Genomic DNA, 15,873 nt, shown 5'->3' on the forward strand with positions numbered 1-15,873 from the left:
ACACTGAGTAAGTCCATGTCGATCACTCCGATGCCTCCTGACTGTTAGCCAGGGGCGAGGAAAACATGGGTCAATTCTCAGTGAAAACTTATAACCCTCCCGGGTCACTTCTCAGTGCAACTCAACAACCGGAACTCATCGTCGATGGTGAAATGCACGCTGATGCCGCGCTCTCGCATCGTCTGCGCGAAAGGCTGGTTACCGACAGCCCGCTGAAAGGACCGGCGAACTTGCTGGTAATGCCCAATCTCGATGCCGCCAACATTACGTTGACGGCGCTCTCCGCTTCATCGAATTCGCCTGTCGTCGGTCCGATGCTGATGGGCCTCTCCAGGCCGATTCATGTTCTTACCCCCAGCGTGACGGCGCGTGGCATCCTCAATCTCACGGCGATCGTCGCGACCGATGAGATGCAGAACACTTAGCAGCGCTACGACCGGCAAAGACACGACCCGCACAGGCAGAGGCCGTGATTTACCGCTGACGACGATGGCGAGATTGTGTTTCCACTGGTGTACCCGAGCCGACCTCTATGCCTATCCAGCCCTTGAACGGAGTTTTACGATATGCAGGAGAAACCATTCGATCCAGCGTGCTCAGTTCCAGACGTCCAGGCAGTTCTCAAAGCGATGGGTGATTGGCTCGAAAGGCCGTCTCTCGTTCTGGCCGGGTGTATTGCAGGAACAGGGTCAGTTCTATGACTTCGCCGATATCGACCAGGCGGTCGCGGACTGCGAGAGCGCCAAGACCGTCAAGCCCATCCTGCGTCTCGAGTAATAACCCTTGGGCGGCCGCCATGCTGGTACCGATGCGCGCCGGCGAGCGGCTTTGACAGGATCGGCTCTTGCGGTGATGCTCCTGACATCCATGCCCCGTGTGGCTTCAGCCGTCTTCGCTTCTCGCCTGGAGGAGCGTCTCCAGGTTGGATTCCACCCAGTCGGCGAGGTCTCGTACCTTAACGGCCGCCTGCATGCCCATCGGCGTAAGCGTGTATTCCACATGCGGCGGGACGACGTTGAAGGCGCGCCGCTCCACCATACCGTCCTTTTCGAGCAGCTGAAGCGTCTGCGCCAGCATCCGCTCGCTGACCCCGCCGATCCGACGACGCAGTTGGCTGAACCGCATGGTTCCAGGGAGCAACGCGATGAGCGCCAATATGCCCCACCGGCTGGTGAGATGGTTGAGGATCTCGCGGGAGGGGCATGCGGGCGTCAGAACATCGCCGCGTAGGAGCCTGTCGGGAAGGGTTTTCCGCTCCGATGGTTCGGACGTGCGGGCGGACTTTTCGAGCGCCATCCTAAACTTACCTTTTTGTATGTACTTACCAAGAATAATGGCGGACGCTATATCGAGGCAAGCCCTCCTACCCTGATTCAACGCGGAGATATTTGCCATGACGATCGCAGTAACGGCTGCAGCCGGCCAGCTGGGCCATATTGTCATCGACAAGCTCAAGCAGAAGGTGTCTGCCGGCGATCTTCTCGCCCTGGTCCGCCGACCGGAGCAGACTGAGGTTCTTGGGGTTGCTGCCCAGCCGATCGACTATTCCGCTCCTGCTACGCTCGATGCGCCTCTCCGCGGCGTCAACACCCTGTTGCTGATCTCCTCCAGCGAGATCGGCAAGCGAGCCGTCCAGCACGCCAATGTAATCGCGGCCGCGAAGAAAGCGGGGGTCGAGCGCATCGTTTATACGAGCGTGCTTCACGCGGACGTGTCCAGCTTGAGCCTGGCGGACGAGCACCGGGCAACCGAAGCCGAACTGAAATCGTCGGGTCTTGCCTACACGCTCCTGCGCAACGGTTGGTATACCGAGAACTATACCGGCTCCGTCGGCCCTGCGCTGACCAACGGCGCGCTGATCGGCAGCGCGGGTGATGGCAGGATATCCTCCGCGACCCGGGAGGACCTTGCCGAAGCCGCCGTCGCCGTATTGACCACTCCGGGTCATGAGAACATGACCTATGAACTGGCCGGCGACGAAGCCTGGACCCTGACCGACCTTGCGGCCGAAATATCGCGACAGACCGGCAAGAACATTCCCTATCATAATCTTCCCGCAGCCGATTACGCCGCAGCGCTCGAAGGTGCCGGTTTGCCCAAGGAGTTGGCCGCAGCCATCGCTTCCTATGATGTCAGCGCCTCGCAGGGCGCGCTTTATGGATCGGAGCGCACCTTGTCGCAGCTCATCGGGCGTCCGACGACGCCGCTGGCAACGAGCGTTGAACGCGCGCTCAAATCCCTCTGAGCGACATGCTTGGGCATCATTTATCTGAAACTGACAGCAACGACGCCGGCGCGCCGTTGCGCTTCAACGGAGATTGACGAGATGCAGGCAAAACCCTTCGATCCGGCGCGGCTGGCGCCCGACGTCCGCGCGGTCCTGGAGGCGATGAACGAATCGGGTGCGCCGCCGCTCGATACTCTGCCGATCGCTGAGATGCGCGAAGCATACAAGCAGATCGGCGCGACATTGGGCGGCGAGGTGCTGCCCGTCGGCGAGGTACGCGACATCAAGGCCATGGGGCCCGCGGGAGCGATCCCGCTGCGCCTCTATGTTCCGCAGACCCCCAGTTCGCCGGGAGCCGCAACCGTGTACATCCACGGCGGCGGCTGGTCGCTCGGCGACCTGGACAGTCACGACAAGGTCTGTCGGCGGCTCGTCCACAATAGCGGCGTGACCGTGGTTGCGATCGGCTATCGTCTGGCGCCCGAATATCCTGCTCCTGCCGGCCCCGACGATGTCGTGGCCGCTATCCGATGGCTCGCGGAGCATGCCGGCGAGTTCGCTCTGGATCCCCAGCGGCTTGCCGTTGCGGGCGACAGCGCCGGGGGCAGCCTTGCCGCCGTCGCGACGCAACAACTGCGCGACGAGGTTCAGTTTCGCGCGCAGGTGCTGTTCTACCCTTGCGGTGATCTATCCCCGACCGGCTGGGCATTTTCGTCTCGGGTCGAAAACGGCAATGTGCCACCACTGACGCTGGACGCGATGCACGCCATGTCCGATCCTTTCGTTTCCGATATCGATCCTCGCGATCCAAGGGTCTCCCCTCTCCTCGCCTCCACCTTCGATCGCTTGCCGCCGGCGCTGATCTTCAGCGGGGAATGCGACGCGCTCCGCGATGACGGTCGCCTGTACCGGGACGCGCTCCAATCGGCCGGTGTGCCGGTGGACTATGTCGAAATTCTCGGCATGGTGCATGGGTTCATCGAAATGGCCGGCGTCCTGAACACAGCGGTCGAGGCTTCCGAACGCGCGGGAGCCTTCCTGCGGCAAAACCTTTCTTAGCAAGGTCTCTGAAAGCGTCTACGATTTGCTAGCCTTGACCAAGCCACGGCTTAAGCATCGCCTCGCTCCGGTCCCACAGTCCCCTGGCAATCGATCCATCGTCTTTGAAGCCCACCTTCATCGGCTTCCCGTTCGCATACATCCCGCCACATTCCCAATCGCTGCCCGGGGTTCCCTCGGCAAGGTCGACCAGACCGGTTGCCGCCTTCTCAGGGCTTATCGTGATGAGGTACTTCAGCGGCGTGTGATAGATAAAGCGCATGAAATGCGTGGTGTCGCTTGCAAAGCTGGAGCGGACGACGCCGGGATGGAACGCCACGGCGGAAATGCCGTCCGGTCGGTGCCGACGATCGAGTTCCCTGGTGAACAATATGTTCGCCAGCTTTGCCCGGCCATAAGCCTTCTGCGGTGCGTAGTCGCGCTCGTTGTTGAGGTCGCTGAGGTCAAAACCGCCGCCCCACATGTTCGCGGCTTCGCTTGCGGTCTGGATGACGGTGGAACGACTTGCGATCAGTTCGGGCATCAGCAGCTTGACCAGAAGGAACGGCGCGAGATGGTTCACCTGAAAGGTTTTCTCGAACCCGTCCTCGGTCAGTTCGCGGTTCCCCATGATACCGCCCGCATTGTTCGCGAGCACATCGATGCGATCATAATGTTGCAGTTCGTCCGCCAGTCGCTGCACATCACCAAGCGTGGCATAGTCGGCCAGATGGAAGGGCACAGACAGTTCGCGGGCCATCGCCTCGGTCTTCGACCGCGAACGGCCCACCAGGATGACGGTGTGGCCAAGCGATTTGAGCTTCCGCGCTGCTGCCGCTCCAATTCCATCGCTGGCTCCGGTTATGATGATGGTCTTCTGCATTGGTCGGTTCTTTCTTATGGAACGATCGGTTTCGCGATGGCTGGATCGGGTCTAGCCACGCGGGCTGCGGCATATGATCTGCACGGCCAGACGAATTCCTGCCCGATATGCATTGGGCGAGGCGACTTCATGCTTTATGCCGACCGAGGCGTGGACGAGGTGCTGCGCCAGCTCGGCTGCCGAAAGCTTTTCCGCTTTCCATCGATCCGCAACCTGCGCCACCGACAGGGCTTCGGTGACCTCGGACAGGAGCGTCGTTTCGAACGCTCCGACCGCAAGCGGGCAACGTTTTCGGCTCTCCTCTATGAGTTCGTCCAGCAATGGAGAGCCAATGCCTGCGCCGTGCGCGACCTCGAATGCCTCGGCCAGCCTGTCTTCAATGCTGCAATCAGCCCGCCGGAGCGCCCGCCGCACCGTACCGCCCGCATCGCGCAGGTTCCCTGCGACCATCGCCTCGAAGATGGAATCCTTGCTGCCAAAATGCAGGTAGAGACCTTGCCGTGACAGGCCGGCCGCCTGCGCGAGATCCTTCATCGATGTCTTGGCGAAGCCGTACCGGAGGAAGACCTCAAGCGCGGCCGTGAGGATCGCGTCATACGTGTCGCCGGGCTCGGTGTTCATGGGTCTCTCTGCGGCGGGCTCTTCAGAAACGGGCGGCCCTCTGATTTACAGATTTGACATATTTAGTACGATTGTCAACCGACGTGCATGGCGAGCTGTGGCATGCCAAACCTGCGTCCGGGATCATTCACGGAGCCGGCCATCGAAGGCGACACGGGCAGCTTTGATCATGTCCTGATGGGCGCGAGCCCATTTTCCCAGCGCGGCAACAGGTTTCTGCAACGAGCGCCCGAGCGGCGTGAGCGCGTAGTCGACGCGCGCCGGAACGGTCGGCGTCACCGTCCGCGTGACGAGACCGTCCCGTTCCAGCCCACGAAGCGTCAAGGTCAGCATGCGCTGCGAAATGTCTGGCACCAGACGCGCGATTTCCGAGAAGCGACGAGGCCCGCCGGCAAGGCTCATAATGACCAGCACGGTCCATTTATCGCCAATCCGCTGCAAGACGTCTCGCGTGATCTCGCAGCCCTCGGCCACCTGCTGGAGCTGATCGCTGACATCGCTGTTCGGGACTATCATGCATGTGCCTCCTTGCAGCCGTTCGAGGAACTTACCAATATAGCGTCACTTCCTTTTTGTAAGCCGGAGGCTGCCTCATGACGCTGAATGTAGGAATCATCATCGGAAGCACGCGGCCCGGCCGCAATGGCGAAGCGGTAGCGCGTTGGGTCCATGAACTCGCCTCGCAGCGCAAGGACGCCGCCTTTCATCTCGTCGATATCGAGAGTTTCAACCTGCCGGTGCTCGACGAGCCGTTCCCGCCGTCGCTGCGGCAACCCTTCACCAAGGAGCATTCCAAAGCCTGGTCGGGCGCGATCGCACCGCTCGATGCCCTCGTGTTCGTGACGCCGGAATATAACCATTCGACCTCCGGTGCGCTCAAGAACGCGATCGATTTCCTGTTCTACGAGTGGCACGACAAGGCTGCGGGTTTCGTGAGCTATGGCAGCACGGGCGGCGTTCGCGCCGTCGAGCATCTGCGCGGTATCGTCGGAGAATTGCACATCGCGGATGTGCGTTCGCAGGTCGCGCTATCGCTGTTCGACGACTTTGAGAATTTCTCCACGTTCAAGCCGCGCGACGTGCAGGCGACCGCACTCAATACGATGCTCGACGAGCTGCTTGGCTGGGGCGGCGCGCTCAAGGGCTACCGAGAAGGCAAGCAGGCGAAAGCCGGCTGACCCGATCACGGGGTGCGTTTCGAAACAGGGAGAGACCATGACCGAACGGACGATCGTCAACAAAGGCGTCGCGCGGCGCGAGGACAATCACGACCTGATCACCCGCATCCCGCCGGTGACCATGTCTGGCCCCACGCCTTTCCTGCTGATCGTCCATCACGGGCCGCAGGTCTATCCGCCGAACAATCATGGCCTGCCCTTTGCGCCCCATCCACATCGGGGGTTCGAGACGATAACCTTCGTCCGCACCGGCGCGCTGCTGCACGAGGACAGCCGCTCGTCGCCCAGGATTGTTCATGGCGGCGGCGTGCAATGGATGACGGCCGGCTCGGGCATTGTCCACAACGAGTCCGCCCCGCCAGCCTTCAGGAAGGACGGCGGACCGCTCGAAGTCCTCCAACTCTGGCTCAACCTTCCCTCGGCGCTCAAAGACGCCCCGCCGCATTATGTCGGGCTCGAGGCTGAAGACATCCCGTCGATTGAGATCGATGGCGGCCGCGCCACCGTCAACGTCGTCGCGGGTCGCTTCGAGGACACCATGGCTCCGATCCGTTCGCTGACAGACGCGACAATGCTCGTCGTTGACCTAGCGCCTGGTGGAACGGTGGTGTTGCCGGCGCCGGAGGGACGCAGCCTCTTCCTCTACGTGATCGAGGGGGACGTCATCATCGGCGGCGAAAGGGTCGAGCAGTATAGCCGCGTGATGTTCGGCGATATGGGCGACCGCGTCACCGTGACGTCGACTGATGGCGGAACGATCATCTACGGCCACGCCCCGCCGATCAACGAATCCGTCGCTGCGCGTGGCCCTTTCGTCATGACCACGGCCACTGAACTCGTACAGGCCGCGCGCGACTATCAGGCAGGGCTGTTCGCATGAATTGAACAGGGGCGCCGGAAACCAAAACCCTGGCGATGCGCACAGTCTTGGCTTCCCGTCTGTACTGCCCCCTCAAGGAAGCGACGCCTGGCGAGGGCCGACGGTGATCAGAAGAGCACGAGGCCGGTTACCGCCTGACCCTGGTCGTACAGCACCGTCCGTTCCATGGTCTCAAGGTCGATGCGATAGACGCGGCCCGACAGGTCCGACACATAGGCGACATTGTCACCAGGGCAGAGCGTCAGGCCGATCGTTTCCTCAAAGCCGCGAACCAGAACCTCGTGCCCTTCCAGGCCGGTAGCCGTGATGCGGGCGCGGTTCAAGGAGTTGCCATCGGGCTCAGCGCCGCGATCGGTCCAGTAGAGCAGGCCCCGTTCCTCGTCGATTTCGAGATCGATGGGTTCAGGAAGCGCGTCCACGAGCAGCTCGATGTCGGACCGGTTCCAGGGCTGCTCACCTTGGGCAAGCTCAATGCCGGCGCGGAAGATACGGCCGAGACCTGCTTTCTTGGGCCCCTTCTGGGTCCAGTAGAGCTTGCCGTGCGCGGCATCGAGCGCGATGCCGACACATTGGTCGAGCTTGTCGCGGGGATAGGCGCCTCCCCTGCCCCGCTCCACCAGCGTTTCCAGCCCGCTCCCGTCGACCCTGCTGCGCATGACCCGGCCGCCTTCGCGGTCGCACCAGTAGAGCATGCCGGCGTCATGATCCAATTGGAGCTGCTTGGGCGTGTAGATCGCGCCGTCGCCGACCAGCTGGGTATCGCCAGTGCCGTCGAGGCGGCAGCGCCGGATGGTGCCGTCCGGCTCGAAGAAGTCCTCGCCTTCGCGATGGGGGCCCATGTCGGTCCAGTAGAAATAACCTTTTGCCGCATCGACCTGGATACCGTCGGGGTGGCCGACATTCTCCACCGTCAGGAGGATCTTGCCGCTCTCACGCTCAATCACCACCAACTGCCGCTTGTAGACATCCAGCAGGGCCAGACGGCCCTGCGCAGCCGTGTATTCGTTCATCTCACATCTCCGATTGCAACCGACCCTGCCTCATCTGGCGGGCGGCGAGGATCTCAGCGCGCGAGCCATTCAGCCTTGCCCGAGCCGCGAGGCACCAGCGGCGTCGCGTAGAAGCCGGGCGTGCGGGACATCCGAACCTGGTCGGTGACCCCCTGATAATGCCCACATGGCGTGTCCGCTTCGAACAGCTCGGGCGCGAGATATTCATGATCGCCGGCAGTGCCCGCGATCGCAGCGGCATAGGCCTTGTCGAAGATGCCCATGTGCAGGAGCCAGATCGACAGCCGTGCGAGCGAGATCCGGATACGATAGCTGCCGCCCTCGGTCGCGCGGCGTTGAAGCGCAGCCGCGACGGCAACGCTGGCGATCCACGACATGGCGTAGTCGTTGACGACGAATATCTCGGTCAGCTGCGGCCGCTCGGGCGTGCCTTCGCGGGCGAACACGCCGCTGACGCCGCCGGCATTCTGGTCGAAGCCGATACGATCCGCCCAGGGACCGCGCCAGCCATAGAGCGACATGTCGACATGGATGAGGCCGGGCTTGATTTCGGCGAGCTGCTCGGCCGTCAGGTTGTAGCGACCAAGGAAGCCCGGGCGCCGATTGGAAAAGAAGAGGTCGGCATCGCCCAGCAGCGCCTTGAAGCGCGTCATCTCGTCGGCGCGCTTGAGATCCATGGTCGCGGACCGCATTCCGACGTTCGCCGTGTAATAGGTCAGGTCCATCTCGAAGTCGCCCGGTCCCCACAGGTTGAGGACGTCCGCGCCATGATAGGCGAGAGCGCGGCCCAGGCCGGCGCCGGCGATCACCCGGCCAAGTCCGAGCGCCCGGATCCCGTCGAGGGGCGTTCGTGGATCGGCGGTGAACGGAACCGGATCGCTGTCGCCGATCTTCGTGATCTCGACGAGTGGCATATCCTTCAGATAGCCGAACTGCTCGGTCTGCGTGAATTCCTCGGCGGTGCGCACCAATGTCGCCTGCAGACCGGCCTGGTTGAAACGCTCCTCGAGCGCGAGCCCGTCATGCTCGCGAACCGCGGCCGCGATGGCGCTGACGCTGTCGCTGCACCCGAGCAAGGCGAGCGCCGCCGATTTGGTCCGGGGATAGATGTTGAGCAACTGCAGCCAGCGGCCGTCTCGCGTCTGGTACATGTGGCTCGGCATGAACGGATTGGCCGGGTCGGACGGTGTACCCGGCGCATATCCGTTCAGCATCTCCCACTTCTTGTCGTAGAAGGGGCATAGCCGGTGGAGCACCTGGCGCAGGTCGACCGACAGGTCCTGTCCCTCGCCGGTCCGCGTCTTCCAGATCCCCGCGAAGGCCACCGCCTTGGCCATCAGCGACACGCCCGCCATGGTGGCAAGCGGCCAGGGGCTGGAGATGATCGGGTCCTTGCCGGAGAATGTGACCGTTCCTCCGGCGTCGGTGGGGTCGAGACCTACCCCGTCCAACACCTCCCGCAGCTCCCTGGCGGGATCGATGCGATCGTCGGATGTGAGCGGCGCCGAGAGCGCCGCGGCAATGCGGTCCTGGATCATGCTGGTCATCACGTCATCCAATGTCTTGAGAGAGAAGCTCAGGGCAGCTGAGGAGCCTGGGCCTTGAGGGCGAGGAGTTGGATCAGCGTGTCGTCGCGCTCCTCCTGGAGCGTTGCGAGTTCCCGGCCGCTCAATTCGTCCTCGACGCCCTGCATCGCCTCGGTCTTGACCTTGGGCGTGAAGGAGAGGTCGCCGAGATCGCGCCACCAGGACTCGATCGGCGGTCCGAGATGGTCGATCACATGGCCGATACCACCGCTGCCGCCTGACAGATGGAGGTTGAGGAACGGTCCGAGCAGCGCCCAGCGCAGGCCCGGGCCATGCGCGATGGCGGTGTCGATGTCGGACACCGAAGCGATGCCCTGATCGACCAGGTAGAAAGCCTCGCGCCACAGCGCCGCCTGCAGCCGGTTGGCGACATGGCCCTTGACCTCGCGCCGGATATGGATCGGCTTCTTGCCGATCGCGCGATAGAAATTGATCGCCCGTTCGACCGCCTCGTCGGAGGTTTCCTTGCCGCCCACGACCTCGACGAGCGGGATCAGATGCGGCGGGTTGAAGGGGTGACCGAGCACGACCCGCTCGGGATTGCGCGCGCCGCCCTGGATGTCGGAGATGAGAATTCCCGACGAGGAGGTGGCGATGATCACGTCATCGGCGACGGCTGCCGAAATCTCGGCGAGCAGCGCGCGTTTGACGTCGACGCGCTCGGGTCCGTTCTCCTGCACGAAGCCGACGCCGGCCAGCGCGCTCACGGGGTCGGCATCGAAGGTCAGCCGGTCCTGGGACGCGCCGGGCGCGAGCCCGATCTTGACGAGCGCGGGCCAATATTGCGCGACGAGATCCCGCAGCTTCTGCTCGGCACCGGGCGCGGGATCGGTTGCGCCAACGTCAAATCCGCGAGCCAGATAATAAGCCGCCCAACTGGCGCCGATGACGCCGCAACCGACGATGCCGATTTTTTGAGGTGTCGCCACGATGATTTCTCCGTTTTGCTTGCGCAGATCTCGACGAGATGCGGACAAGCCTAAAAAATGTTCGAGGTGGGCGGGTGTCTGATTGGCGATGTCCACCCATCTCTTGCGCCAAATCTATGCCTGCGTTGCCAGACACACCAAGACTTGCTAGCGCTACAAGCTATGCTCAGGAGGCATGGTTGGAACTGCGCCACATCCGATACTTCGTTGCCGTCGCGGAATCCGGAAGCGTCAGCACGGCAGCGCGATCCCGGCTGCATACCTCGCAGCCGTCACTGAGCCGGCAGTTGCTCGAGCTTGAAGAAGAGCTGGGCGTGAAGCTCTTCGAACGACGGTCTCGTGGCGTGGTGCTTACCGATCCGGGCCTCGTGTTCCTGGAACGAAGCCGGCGCGTGTTGAAAGAAGTCGATGACGCGGCTGCGGCGGCCAGAAATACTCCGGCTGTGTTGAGGCTGGGGGTCCTCCCCGGGCTTGAACTGTCGACACTGCCCAGGGTGGTCGAACTTGCCCGGAAGCATTCCCCCGAAGCGGAAATTCGCGTGATGAGCGCCTCATCTCCGCGACTGATCGAGGAGTTGCGCGCCGGGAACATCGATATGGCTTTCATGCGTCAGGACGAAGACGCGGTGGATATCCATTTCGAGATTGCGGGCTATCACGGCCTCACCGCCTTTCTGCGCGACGACCATGCTCTGGCTGCGAAGCCCGAGCTCGTCTTCGAGGACCTGATCGATCAGACCTATGTGTCAGTCGGGCGTCGGTCCGCCCCGGCTCTGCGCGTGGCCATCGACGCCTGGGCGCAGCGCAAGGACCTGCCGCTGCGCCCGGTCCACACGGCCGCCAACATTGCCTCGGCGCTGTCGCTCATCCTCACGGTCGGAGGCTTTTCGCTTTTGCCGAAATATGCCGACCAGCTCCTGCTCCCGCGCGTCATCACGCGTCCTCTCGTCGACGGACCTTCCCCAATCCCGCTCATGATCGGCTACCGGCCCAAGAACGCATCCCGCTCCAGGCATTTGATGGAAGCTGTGCGAAAAGGGTGGCGGGCCTAGTCGTACAGCCCATGCCCGGTGGTCGGCTCACCGGCCACGATCATGCCGGGGGTCTGCCCCGCGCATCATCAGCCTGGGCAGTTCGTATGTCAGTGAGCGAAAGAGCTCCGCTCAGCATCATCGTGCCGTTACAATAGCGAACGGGATGACAGCAGATTGCTATGCTGCCCGTTTGCCGCTCGCGGATTTCTTGCCGATCAGCTCGAGAACCATTTCCGCCAGTTCGTCGATCTTTATGTCTCCGTCAGGATCGTACCAGGTGTGGGTCCAGTTGATCATCCCGAAGAGCAGCATGGTCTGGACGCGTGCCCGTTTCGGGTCGCCGGCCAGACCCGGGGTGAGAGCGGTGAGTAGCTTCTGGGTCACTTCGACCACCTGGCGCTGCTTGCTCACGATCGTTTCACGCATTGCGTCTGGCAAATGCGCCAGCTCGTTCAACAGCACTTTCTGGCGGCTCGCCGCGCCCATATAGTGGCGCAGGAAGGCATGGATCAGCCTGTTGAACTGGTCGGCGGCTCGCCCGCCTTCCCGGGCCACCTGATGGGTATCCTCCACGAGCTGATCGATGTGCGAAGACATCACCTCGTAAAGAATATCCTCCTTCGAAGGGAAATAATGGTAGATGAGCGACTTGGACGTCTGGCACGCTGCGGCGAGATCGGAGAGGGATGCGCCGGTGAAGCCGCGCCGAGCAAAGAGTTCGGCTGCCTTGTCGACGATCGCTATGCGGCGCTCCTCATAATCCGGGGCCTGGGTGCGCGCCATCAATCCGTCCAATCCACACAAGAGTATAAGAACCGACCCTATTATCCGGATCGGCCCGAAATTCTCAAGCAATGATTGACCGGCCGGTCGGCCTCGAGAGGACGGCAGCTGCTGCAAGCGACCAATAGCCATTCCAGACGGGATCGACCGGCCACATGTGCGCCTTGCCCGATGGCCCCCGTCACCGGACCAGGGCCTTGGCCATCAGCCGCAGGACATTGCCGGCCAGACCGGATCGCGTCGTTCGCGGAAGGCCGCGATGCCCTCGGCTTTCTCCGGACCGGCGAGCAGTGCAAGAAAGCGCTGGCGCTCGGCGCAGAGATGCTCGCTCAAGGAACGATCCGCGGCGTCTCTTATGCTGGCCTTCGCAGCCTTGAGCGCGCGAGGTGCGCGCGAGGCGAGCTTGCTTGCAAGGGTCAGCGCATCGGACAAGGCCTCGCCGTCCCGGGCCAGCCGCGCGATCAGCCCGAGATCATATGCGCGCCTGGCGTGGATCGGCTCGCCCGTCAGCACCATATCCAGGGCGGCGGCCCGTCCTACGAGGCGCGGCAGGAGCGCAGTGCCCCCTGCCCCAGGGATGATCCCGAGATTGGTTTCGGGCTGGCCGATCCTGGCATTTTCGGCCGCGACAACGATGTCGCAGCGCAGCATCAGTTCGCAGCCCGCGCCGAGGCACCAGCCCTCGACCGCCGCCACCAGCGGTTTGGGGAAGCCCGCGATACAGGCCCAGGCGTTCCAGCGCGGCCCGGCGATCGGCTCCTTTCCGTCGGAGCGCTCCAGTTCCCCAAGATCGGCACCCGCCGCGAATACCTTCTCGTTTCCGGCAAGGACGACACAGCGAATGGTATCATCGTCGGCCGCGCCCATCAGCTCGCGGGCGATCATCTCGAGCAGAGGCGTCGCGAGAGCGTTGCGGCTTGCCGGCCGGTTGAGGGTCAGCAGCAACACGCCATCGGAAGGCCGCGACGCGAGCAGCATGGGGGCCTCAGCTGTCATAGTCGACAACCACACCCTCGCCGGCCGGGATGGACTGGCAGGTCAGGATGTAACCCTGCTCGACTTCCTGCGGGCTCAATCCGTAATTCTTTTTCATGGTGACCTCGCCAGCGACCAGTTTGGCCCGACAGGTCGCGCACACGCCCGCCTTGCACGCATAGGGCGCAGGGAGTCCGGAGGCCCGGGCGCTCTCGAGGATATTGCCCTTCTCGGCATCGAATTCGATGGCCCGGCGCCGTCCGTCGACACGAACTTCCATCCGCAGGCCCTGCGCCTTCCGGCGGCTCTCACGATCCGCTTGCCGTTCCGTCTCGCTCTCCTCGCCGGTGGAAAAGCGCTCGGTCAGGACATGTTCCGGCGACAGGCCCGCGCCCAGCATCGCCAGCTCGGCGGCGTCCATCATGGCACCCGGACCGCAGATGAACGCGACATCGATCGCGGCCGGGTCGACAAGCGAGTCCAGGACCATGGCGATCCGCGCCTCGTCCAGGCGACCGTTGAACAATTCGATATCGTCGAACTCGCTGGTGAGGAAATGATAGATCTGGAGCCGACCCAGATAGCGGTCCTTCAGCGCGGCGAGTTCCTCGAGAAACATGATCGAGGAGGAACTCCGATTGCCATAGAGCAGCGTGAAACGACTGTCTTGCTCGATCGCCAGGCCCGTCCTGATGAGCGAGAGAACCGGCGTGATGCCCGAGCCCGCGGCGAAGGCCAGATAATGATGCCGAGCCTCGGGCTCGAATTTCCAGGTGAAATGGCCGCGCGGTGCCATCGTTTCGATGATATCGCCCGCCTTCAATGATTGAAGCGCCCAGCCGGAGAAAAGTCCGCCTTCCACCTGCTTGATGGCGACCCGCAGCGGGCCGTTGCCCGGTGCCGCGCAGATCGAATAGTTGCGGCGCACATCCTGCCCGGCGATTTCCGCGCGGAAAGTCAGATGCTGTCCCGGAAGAAAGGCAAAGGTCTCGGCAAGCGACGGATCAGGCTCGAGCGTCACCGCGATCGCCTGATCGGTTTCGTGGGCGACGTCCAGGATCTTGAGCGGATGGAAAGCGGTCGACATTGGCGTTCCTAATGACATTTGAAGCGATCGAACGGTTCTTGGCAGTCGAGGCAGCGCCACAGCGCCTTGCACGGGGTCGATCCGAAACGGCTGACCTCCTGCGTATGCAGCGATCCGCAGCGGGGACATTCGGCAGGAGAGTCAGCCCGAAGCGATCGCGATCCGGCGCCTTTGGGTGGCGGTGCGATGCCATAGGCGCGCAGCTTCTCGCGTCCCTCGTCGCTGATCCAGTCGGTCGTCCATGGCGGCGAAAGGACCGTCTTGATCCCCACATCGGCAAAGCCGGCTTCGTCGAGAGCCGCGCGGACGGATGCCTCGATGACCAGCGTCGCGGGGCAGCCGGTGTAGGTTGGCGTGATGGTCACGACCGGAGGATCGCAACGCACGCCGCGGACGATGCCCAGGTCCGTCACCGACACCGCCGGTATCTCCGGATCGGGAACGGTAGCGAGAACCGCCATGATCCGGTCGGCAACGGCATCGTCAAGGACCTCGGAAACCATGCCGATCACCAGACCGCGTCAGGGTAGGTGCGCGGCAGATACTGCATCGTTGCGAGCAGATGGCCGAGATGCTCGCCATGATGGCCGATCCGGCCGCCAGTAAGGGCGCGGGGATATTCGGGGAGGGGCAAGGTGGCGTCGCGCAGCACGTTTCCGACGGTCGCGTCGAAACCCTGGCGAAGTTCCGCCCGATCGACCGCGATACCCGCGCGGGTCAAGGACTGCTCGATCTCATCGCTCTGGAACATCTCGTCAACGAAGCGCCAGAACCAGTCCAGGCCGTCGACCATGCGCCGCCGGCTTTCCTCGGTACCGTCTCCGAGCCGGACCACCCAGTCGGAGGCAAGCTCGGCATGGTAGCGCACTTCCTTGACCGCCTTGGCGGCAATCTCCGCGATCCGGTGATCGGACGAGCCGGTCAGTCGTTCGAACAGCGACAGCTGCATGGTGGAAAACAGGAATTGCCGCGCGATGGTCTGCGCGAAATCGCCGTTCGGTTGCTCGACGAGCAGGCAATTGCGGAAGGCAAGAACATCCCGATGGAAAGCCAGCCTGTCGCCATCGCGGCCCTTTCCCTCCACCTCGCCCGCCAGGTTGAGGAACAGGCTCGCCTGACCGATCAGGTCGAGACCGATATTGGCGAGGCTGAGGTCGATCTCGAGCGCCGGCGCATGCCCGCACCATTCGGTGAGACGCTGACCCAGGATCAGGCTGTCATCGCCAAGGCGCAGAAGATAGTCGAAGAGCGCCCCATGATGCTCGACCGCTTCGCCCGCGTCGAAGCTGCCGCCCGCCCGCGCCTTTTCGGCATTAGCCACATCGCCCGGCTGGATGGTCGGAAGCGACGGCGCCATCACATATGCCCCACGGCGTCTGGGATGTCGTAGAAGGTCGGATGGCGATAGATCTTCGTCTCCGCCGGCTCGAACATCGGGCCGGACTGGTCCGGGTCGGAAGCGACGATATCGCTCGACTGTACGACCCAGAGGCTGACGCCTTCCAGCCGCCGGGTATAGACGTCGCGCGCATGACGCAGGGCAAGTTCCCCATCGGGCGCATGCACCGACCCGACATGCTTATGGCTCAACCCGCCTTTCGACCGGATGAAGACCTCCCAGAGCGGCCAATCGTGGCTCATC

At 63.2% G+C, this 15,873-nt stretch carries 19 protein-coding genes and 1 pseudogene; 7 read left to right on the forward strand and 13 right to left on the reverse strand.

Annotation, left to right across the window (positions count from 1 at the left end; translation table 11 throughout):
- Positions 1–128: 128 nt before the first annotated feature.
- Positions 129–425: pseudogene (locus EH199_RS07310) on the forward strand (phosphate acyltransferase); the annotation flags it as partial.
- Positions 426–633: 208 nt separating this feature from the next.
- Complete coding sequence (locus EH199_RS24355; protein WP_171905851.1) at positions 634–777, forward strand: hypothetical protein; 144 nt, start codon at positions 634–636, stop codon at positions 775–777.
- Between the two features lie 105 nt (positions 778–882).
- On the opposite strand, the gene EH199_RS07315 is transcribed toward EH199_RS24355, so the two are convergent.
- Complete coding sequence (locus tag EH199_RS07315) at positions 883–1,296, reverse strand: helix-turn-helix domain-containing protein (protein WP_070156441.1); 414 nt, start codon at positions 1,294–1,296, stop codon at positions 883–885.
- 97 nt (positions 1,297–1,393) lie between these two features.
- Between EH199_RS07315 and EH199_RS07320 the strand changes: the two genes are divergently transcribed.
- Both EH199_RS07320 and EH199_RS07325 read left to right on the forward strand, forming a co-directional pair.
- Entirely contained in the window at positions 1,394–2,245 is an 852-nt protein-coding gene (locus tag EH199_RS07320) for an SDR family oxidoreductase (protein WP_070156412.1), read from the forward strand.
- A 9-nt stretch (positions 2,246–2,254) separates the two neighbouring features.
- On the forward strand, positions 2,255–3,286 hold the full coding sequence (locus EH199_RS07325) for an alpha/beta hydrolase (RefSeq protein ID WP_223806526.1): 1,032 nt from the start codon (positions 2,255–2,257) through the stop codon (positions 3,284–3,286).
- Positions 3,287–3,314: 28 nt separating this feature from the next.
- Here EH199_RS07325 and EH199_RS07330 read toward each other — a convergent pair whose 3' ends face one another.
- The 3 genes from EH199_RS07330 to EH199_RS07340 form a co-directional block, all read right to left on the reverse strand.
- Positions 3,315–4,148 (reverse strand): SDR family NAD(P)-dependent oxidoreductase, encoded by an 834-nt coding sequence (locus tag EH199_RS07330; protein WP_070156414.1) that lies wholly within the window; start codon positions 4,146–4,148, stop codon positions 3,315–3,317.
- A gap of 51 nt (positions 4,149–4,199) precedes the next feature.
- Positions 4,200–4,769: a TetR/AcrR family transcriptional regulator gene (locus tag EH199_RS07335; RefSeq protein ID WP_070156415.1), complete on the reverse strand. Its 570-nt coding sequence runs from the start codon at positions 4,767–4,769 to the stop codon at positions 4,200–4,202.
- A gap of 123 nt (positions 4,770–4,892) precedes the next feature.
- Positions 4,893–5,285, reverse strand: coding sequence for a helix-turn-helix domain-containing protein (locus tag EH199_RS07340; protein ID WP_070156416.1), 393 nt, complete (start codon positions 5,283–5,285; stop codon positions 4,893–4,895).
- Positions 5,286–5,362: 77 nt separating this feature from the next.
- Here EH199_RS07340 and EH199_RS07345 point away from each other — a divergent pair, with 77 nt between their 5' ends.
- Positions 5,363–5,947, forward strand: coding sequence for an NADPH-dependent FMN reductase (locus EH199_RS07345; protein WP_070156417.1), 585 nt, complete (start codon positions 5,363–5,365; stop codon positions 5,945–5,947).
- Between the two features lie 37 nt (positions 5,948–5,984).
- Positions 5,985–6,827, forward strand: coding sequence for a pirin family protein (locus EH199_RS07350; protein WP_070156418.1), 843 nt, complete (start codon positions 5,985–5,987; stop codon positions 6,825–6,827).
- A gap of 107 nt (positions 6,828–6,934) precedes the next feature.
- On the opposite strand, the gene EH199_RS07355 is transcribed toward EH199_RS07350, so the two are convergent.
- From EH199_RS07355 to EH199_RS07365, 3 genes are read right to left on the reverse strand one after another with little or no spacing between them, the layout of a single operon-like run.
- Positions 6,935–7,837 carry a hypothetical protein gene (locus EH199_RS07355; RefSeq protein WP_070156419.1) on the reverse strand — a complete coding sequence of 301 codons (903 nt, stop codon included), beginning with the start codon at positions 7,835–7,837 and terminating at the stop codon, positions 6,935–6,937.
- Between the two features lie 53 nt (positions 7,838–7,890).
- Positions 7,891–9,384 (reverse strand): CoA transferase, encoded by a 1,494-nt coding sequence (locus tag EH199_RS07360; protein WP_070156420.1) that lies wholly within the window; start codon positions 9,382–9,384, stop codon positions 7,891–7,893.
- Between the two features lie 29 nt (positions 9,385–9,413).
- Positions 9,414–10,448: a 3-hydroxyacyl-CoA dehydrogenase NAD-binding domain-containing protein gene (locus tag EH199_RS07365; RefSeq protein WP_223806527.1), complete on the reverse strand. Its 1,035-nt coding sequence runs from the start codon at positions 10,446–10,448 to the stop codon at positions 9,414–9,416.
- An 83-nt stretch (positions 10,449–10,531) separates the two neighbouring features.
- On the opposite strand from EH199_RS07365, the gene EH199_RS07370 reads away from it, so the two are divergent.
- Positions 10,532–11,404: a LysR substrate-binding domain-containing protein gene (locus tag EH199_RS07370; protein ID WP_070156422.1), complete on the forward strand. Its 873-nt coding sequence runs from the start codon at positions 10,532–10,534 to the stop codon at positions 11,402–11,404.
- Between the two features lie 159 nt (positions 11,405–11,563).
- Here the strand turns inward: EH199_RS07370 and EH199_RS07375 are convergent, their stop codons facing one another.
- The 6 genes from EH199_RS07375 to paaB all read right to left on the reverse strand — a co-directional run bounded on the left by EH199_RS07375 (position 11,564) and on the right by paaB (position 15,872).
- Positions 11,564–12,169: a TetR/AcrR family transcriptional regulator gene (locus EH199_RS07375; RefSeq protein WP_070156423.1), complete on the reverse strand. Its 606-nt coding sequence runs from the start codon at positions 12,167–12,169 to the stop codon at positions 11,564–11,566.
- A gap of 204 nt (positions 12,170–12,373) precedes the next feature.
- Positions 12,374–13,147 (reverse strand): enoyl-CoA hydratase-related protein, encoded by a 774-nt coding sequence (locus tag EH199_RS07380; protein ID WP_070156424.1) that lies wholly within the window; start codon positions 13,145–13,147, stop codon positions 12,374–12,376.
- 7 nt (positions 13,148–13,154) lie between these two features.
- Positions 13,155–14,249: a 2Fe-2S iron-sulfur cluster-binding protein gene (locus tag EH199_RS07385; protein WP_223806539.1), complete on the reverse strand. Its 1,095-nt coding sequence runs from the start codon at positions 14,247–14,249 to the stop codon at positions 13,155–13,157.
- Positions 14,240–14,734, reverse strand: a complete 495-nt coding sequence (gene paaD, locus EH199_RS07390; RefSeq protein ID WP_070156442.1) for a 1,2-phenylacetyl-CoA epoxidase subunit PaaD — start codon at positions 14,732–14,734, stop codon at positions 14,240–14,242. Before paaD ends, EH199_RS07385 begins: the two co-directional genes overlap by 10 nt.
- 5 nt (positions 14,735–14,739) lie before the next feature.
- Complete coding sequence (paaC, locus tag EH199_RS07395) at positions 14,740–15,588, reverse strand: 1,2-phenylacetyl-CoA epoxidase subunit PaaC (protein ID WP_083276923.1); 849 nt, start codon at positions 15,586–15,588, stop codon at positions 14,740–14,742.
- Positions 15,588–15,872, reverse strand: a complete 285-nt coding sequence (paaB, locus tag EH199_RS07400; RefSeq protein ID WP_070156426.1) for a 1,2-phenylacetyl-CoA epoxidase subunit PaaB — start codon at positions 15,870–15,872, stop codon at positions 15,588–15,590. The genes paaC and paaB overlap by 1 nt, the downstream gene beginning before the upstream one ends.
- Position 15,873 lies beyond the last annotated feature (1 nt).

Origin of the sequence: Novosphingobium sp. LASN5T (assembly GCF_003856955.1) — a bacterium.
Taxonomy (GTDB): Bacteria; Pseudomonadota; Alphaproteobacteria; order Sphingomonadales; family Sphingomonadaceae; genus Novosphingobium.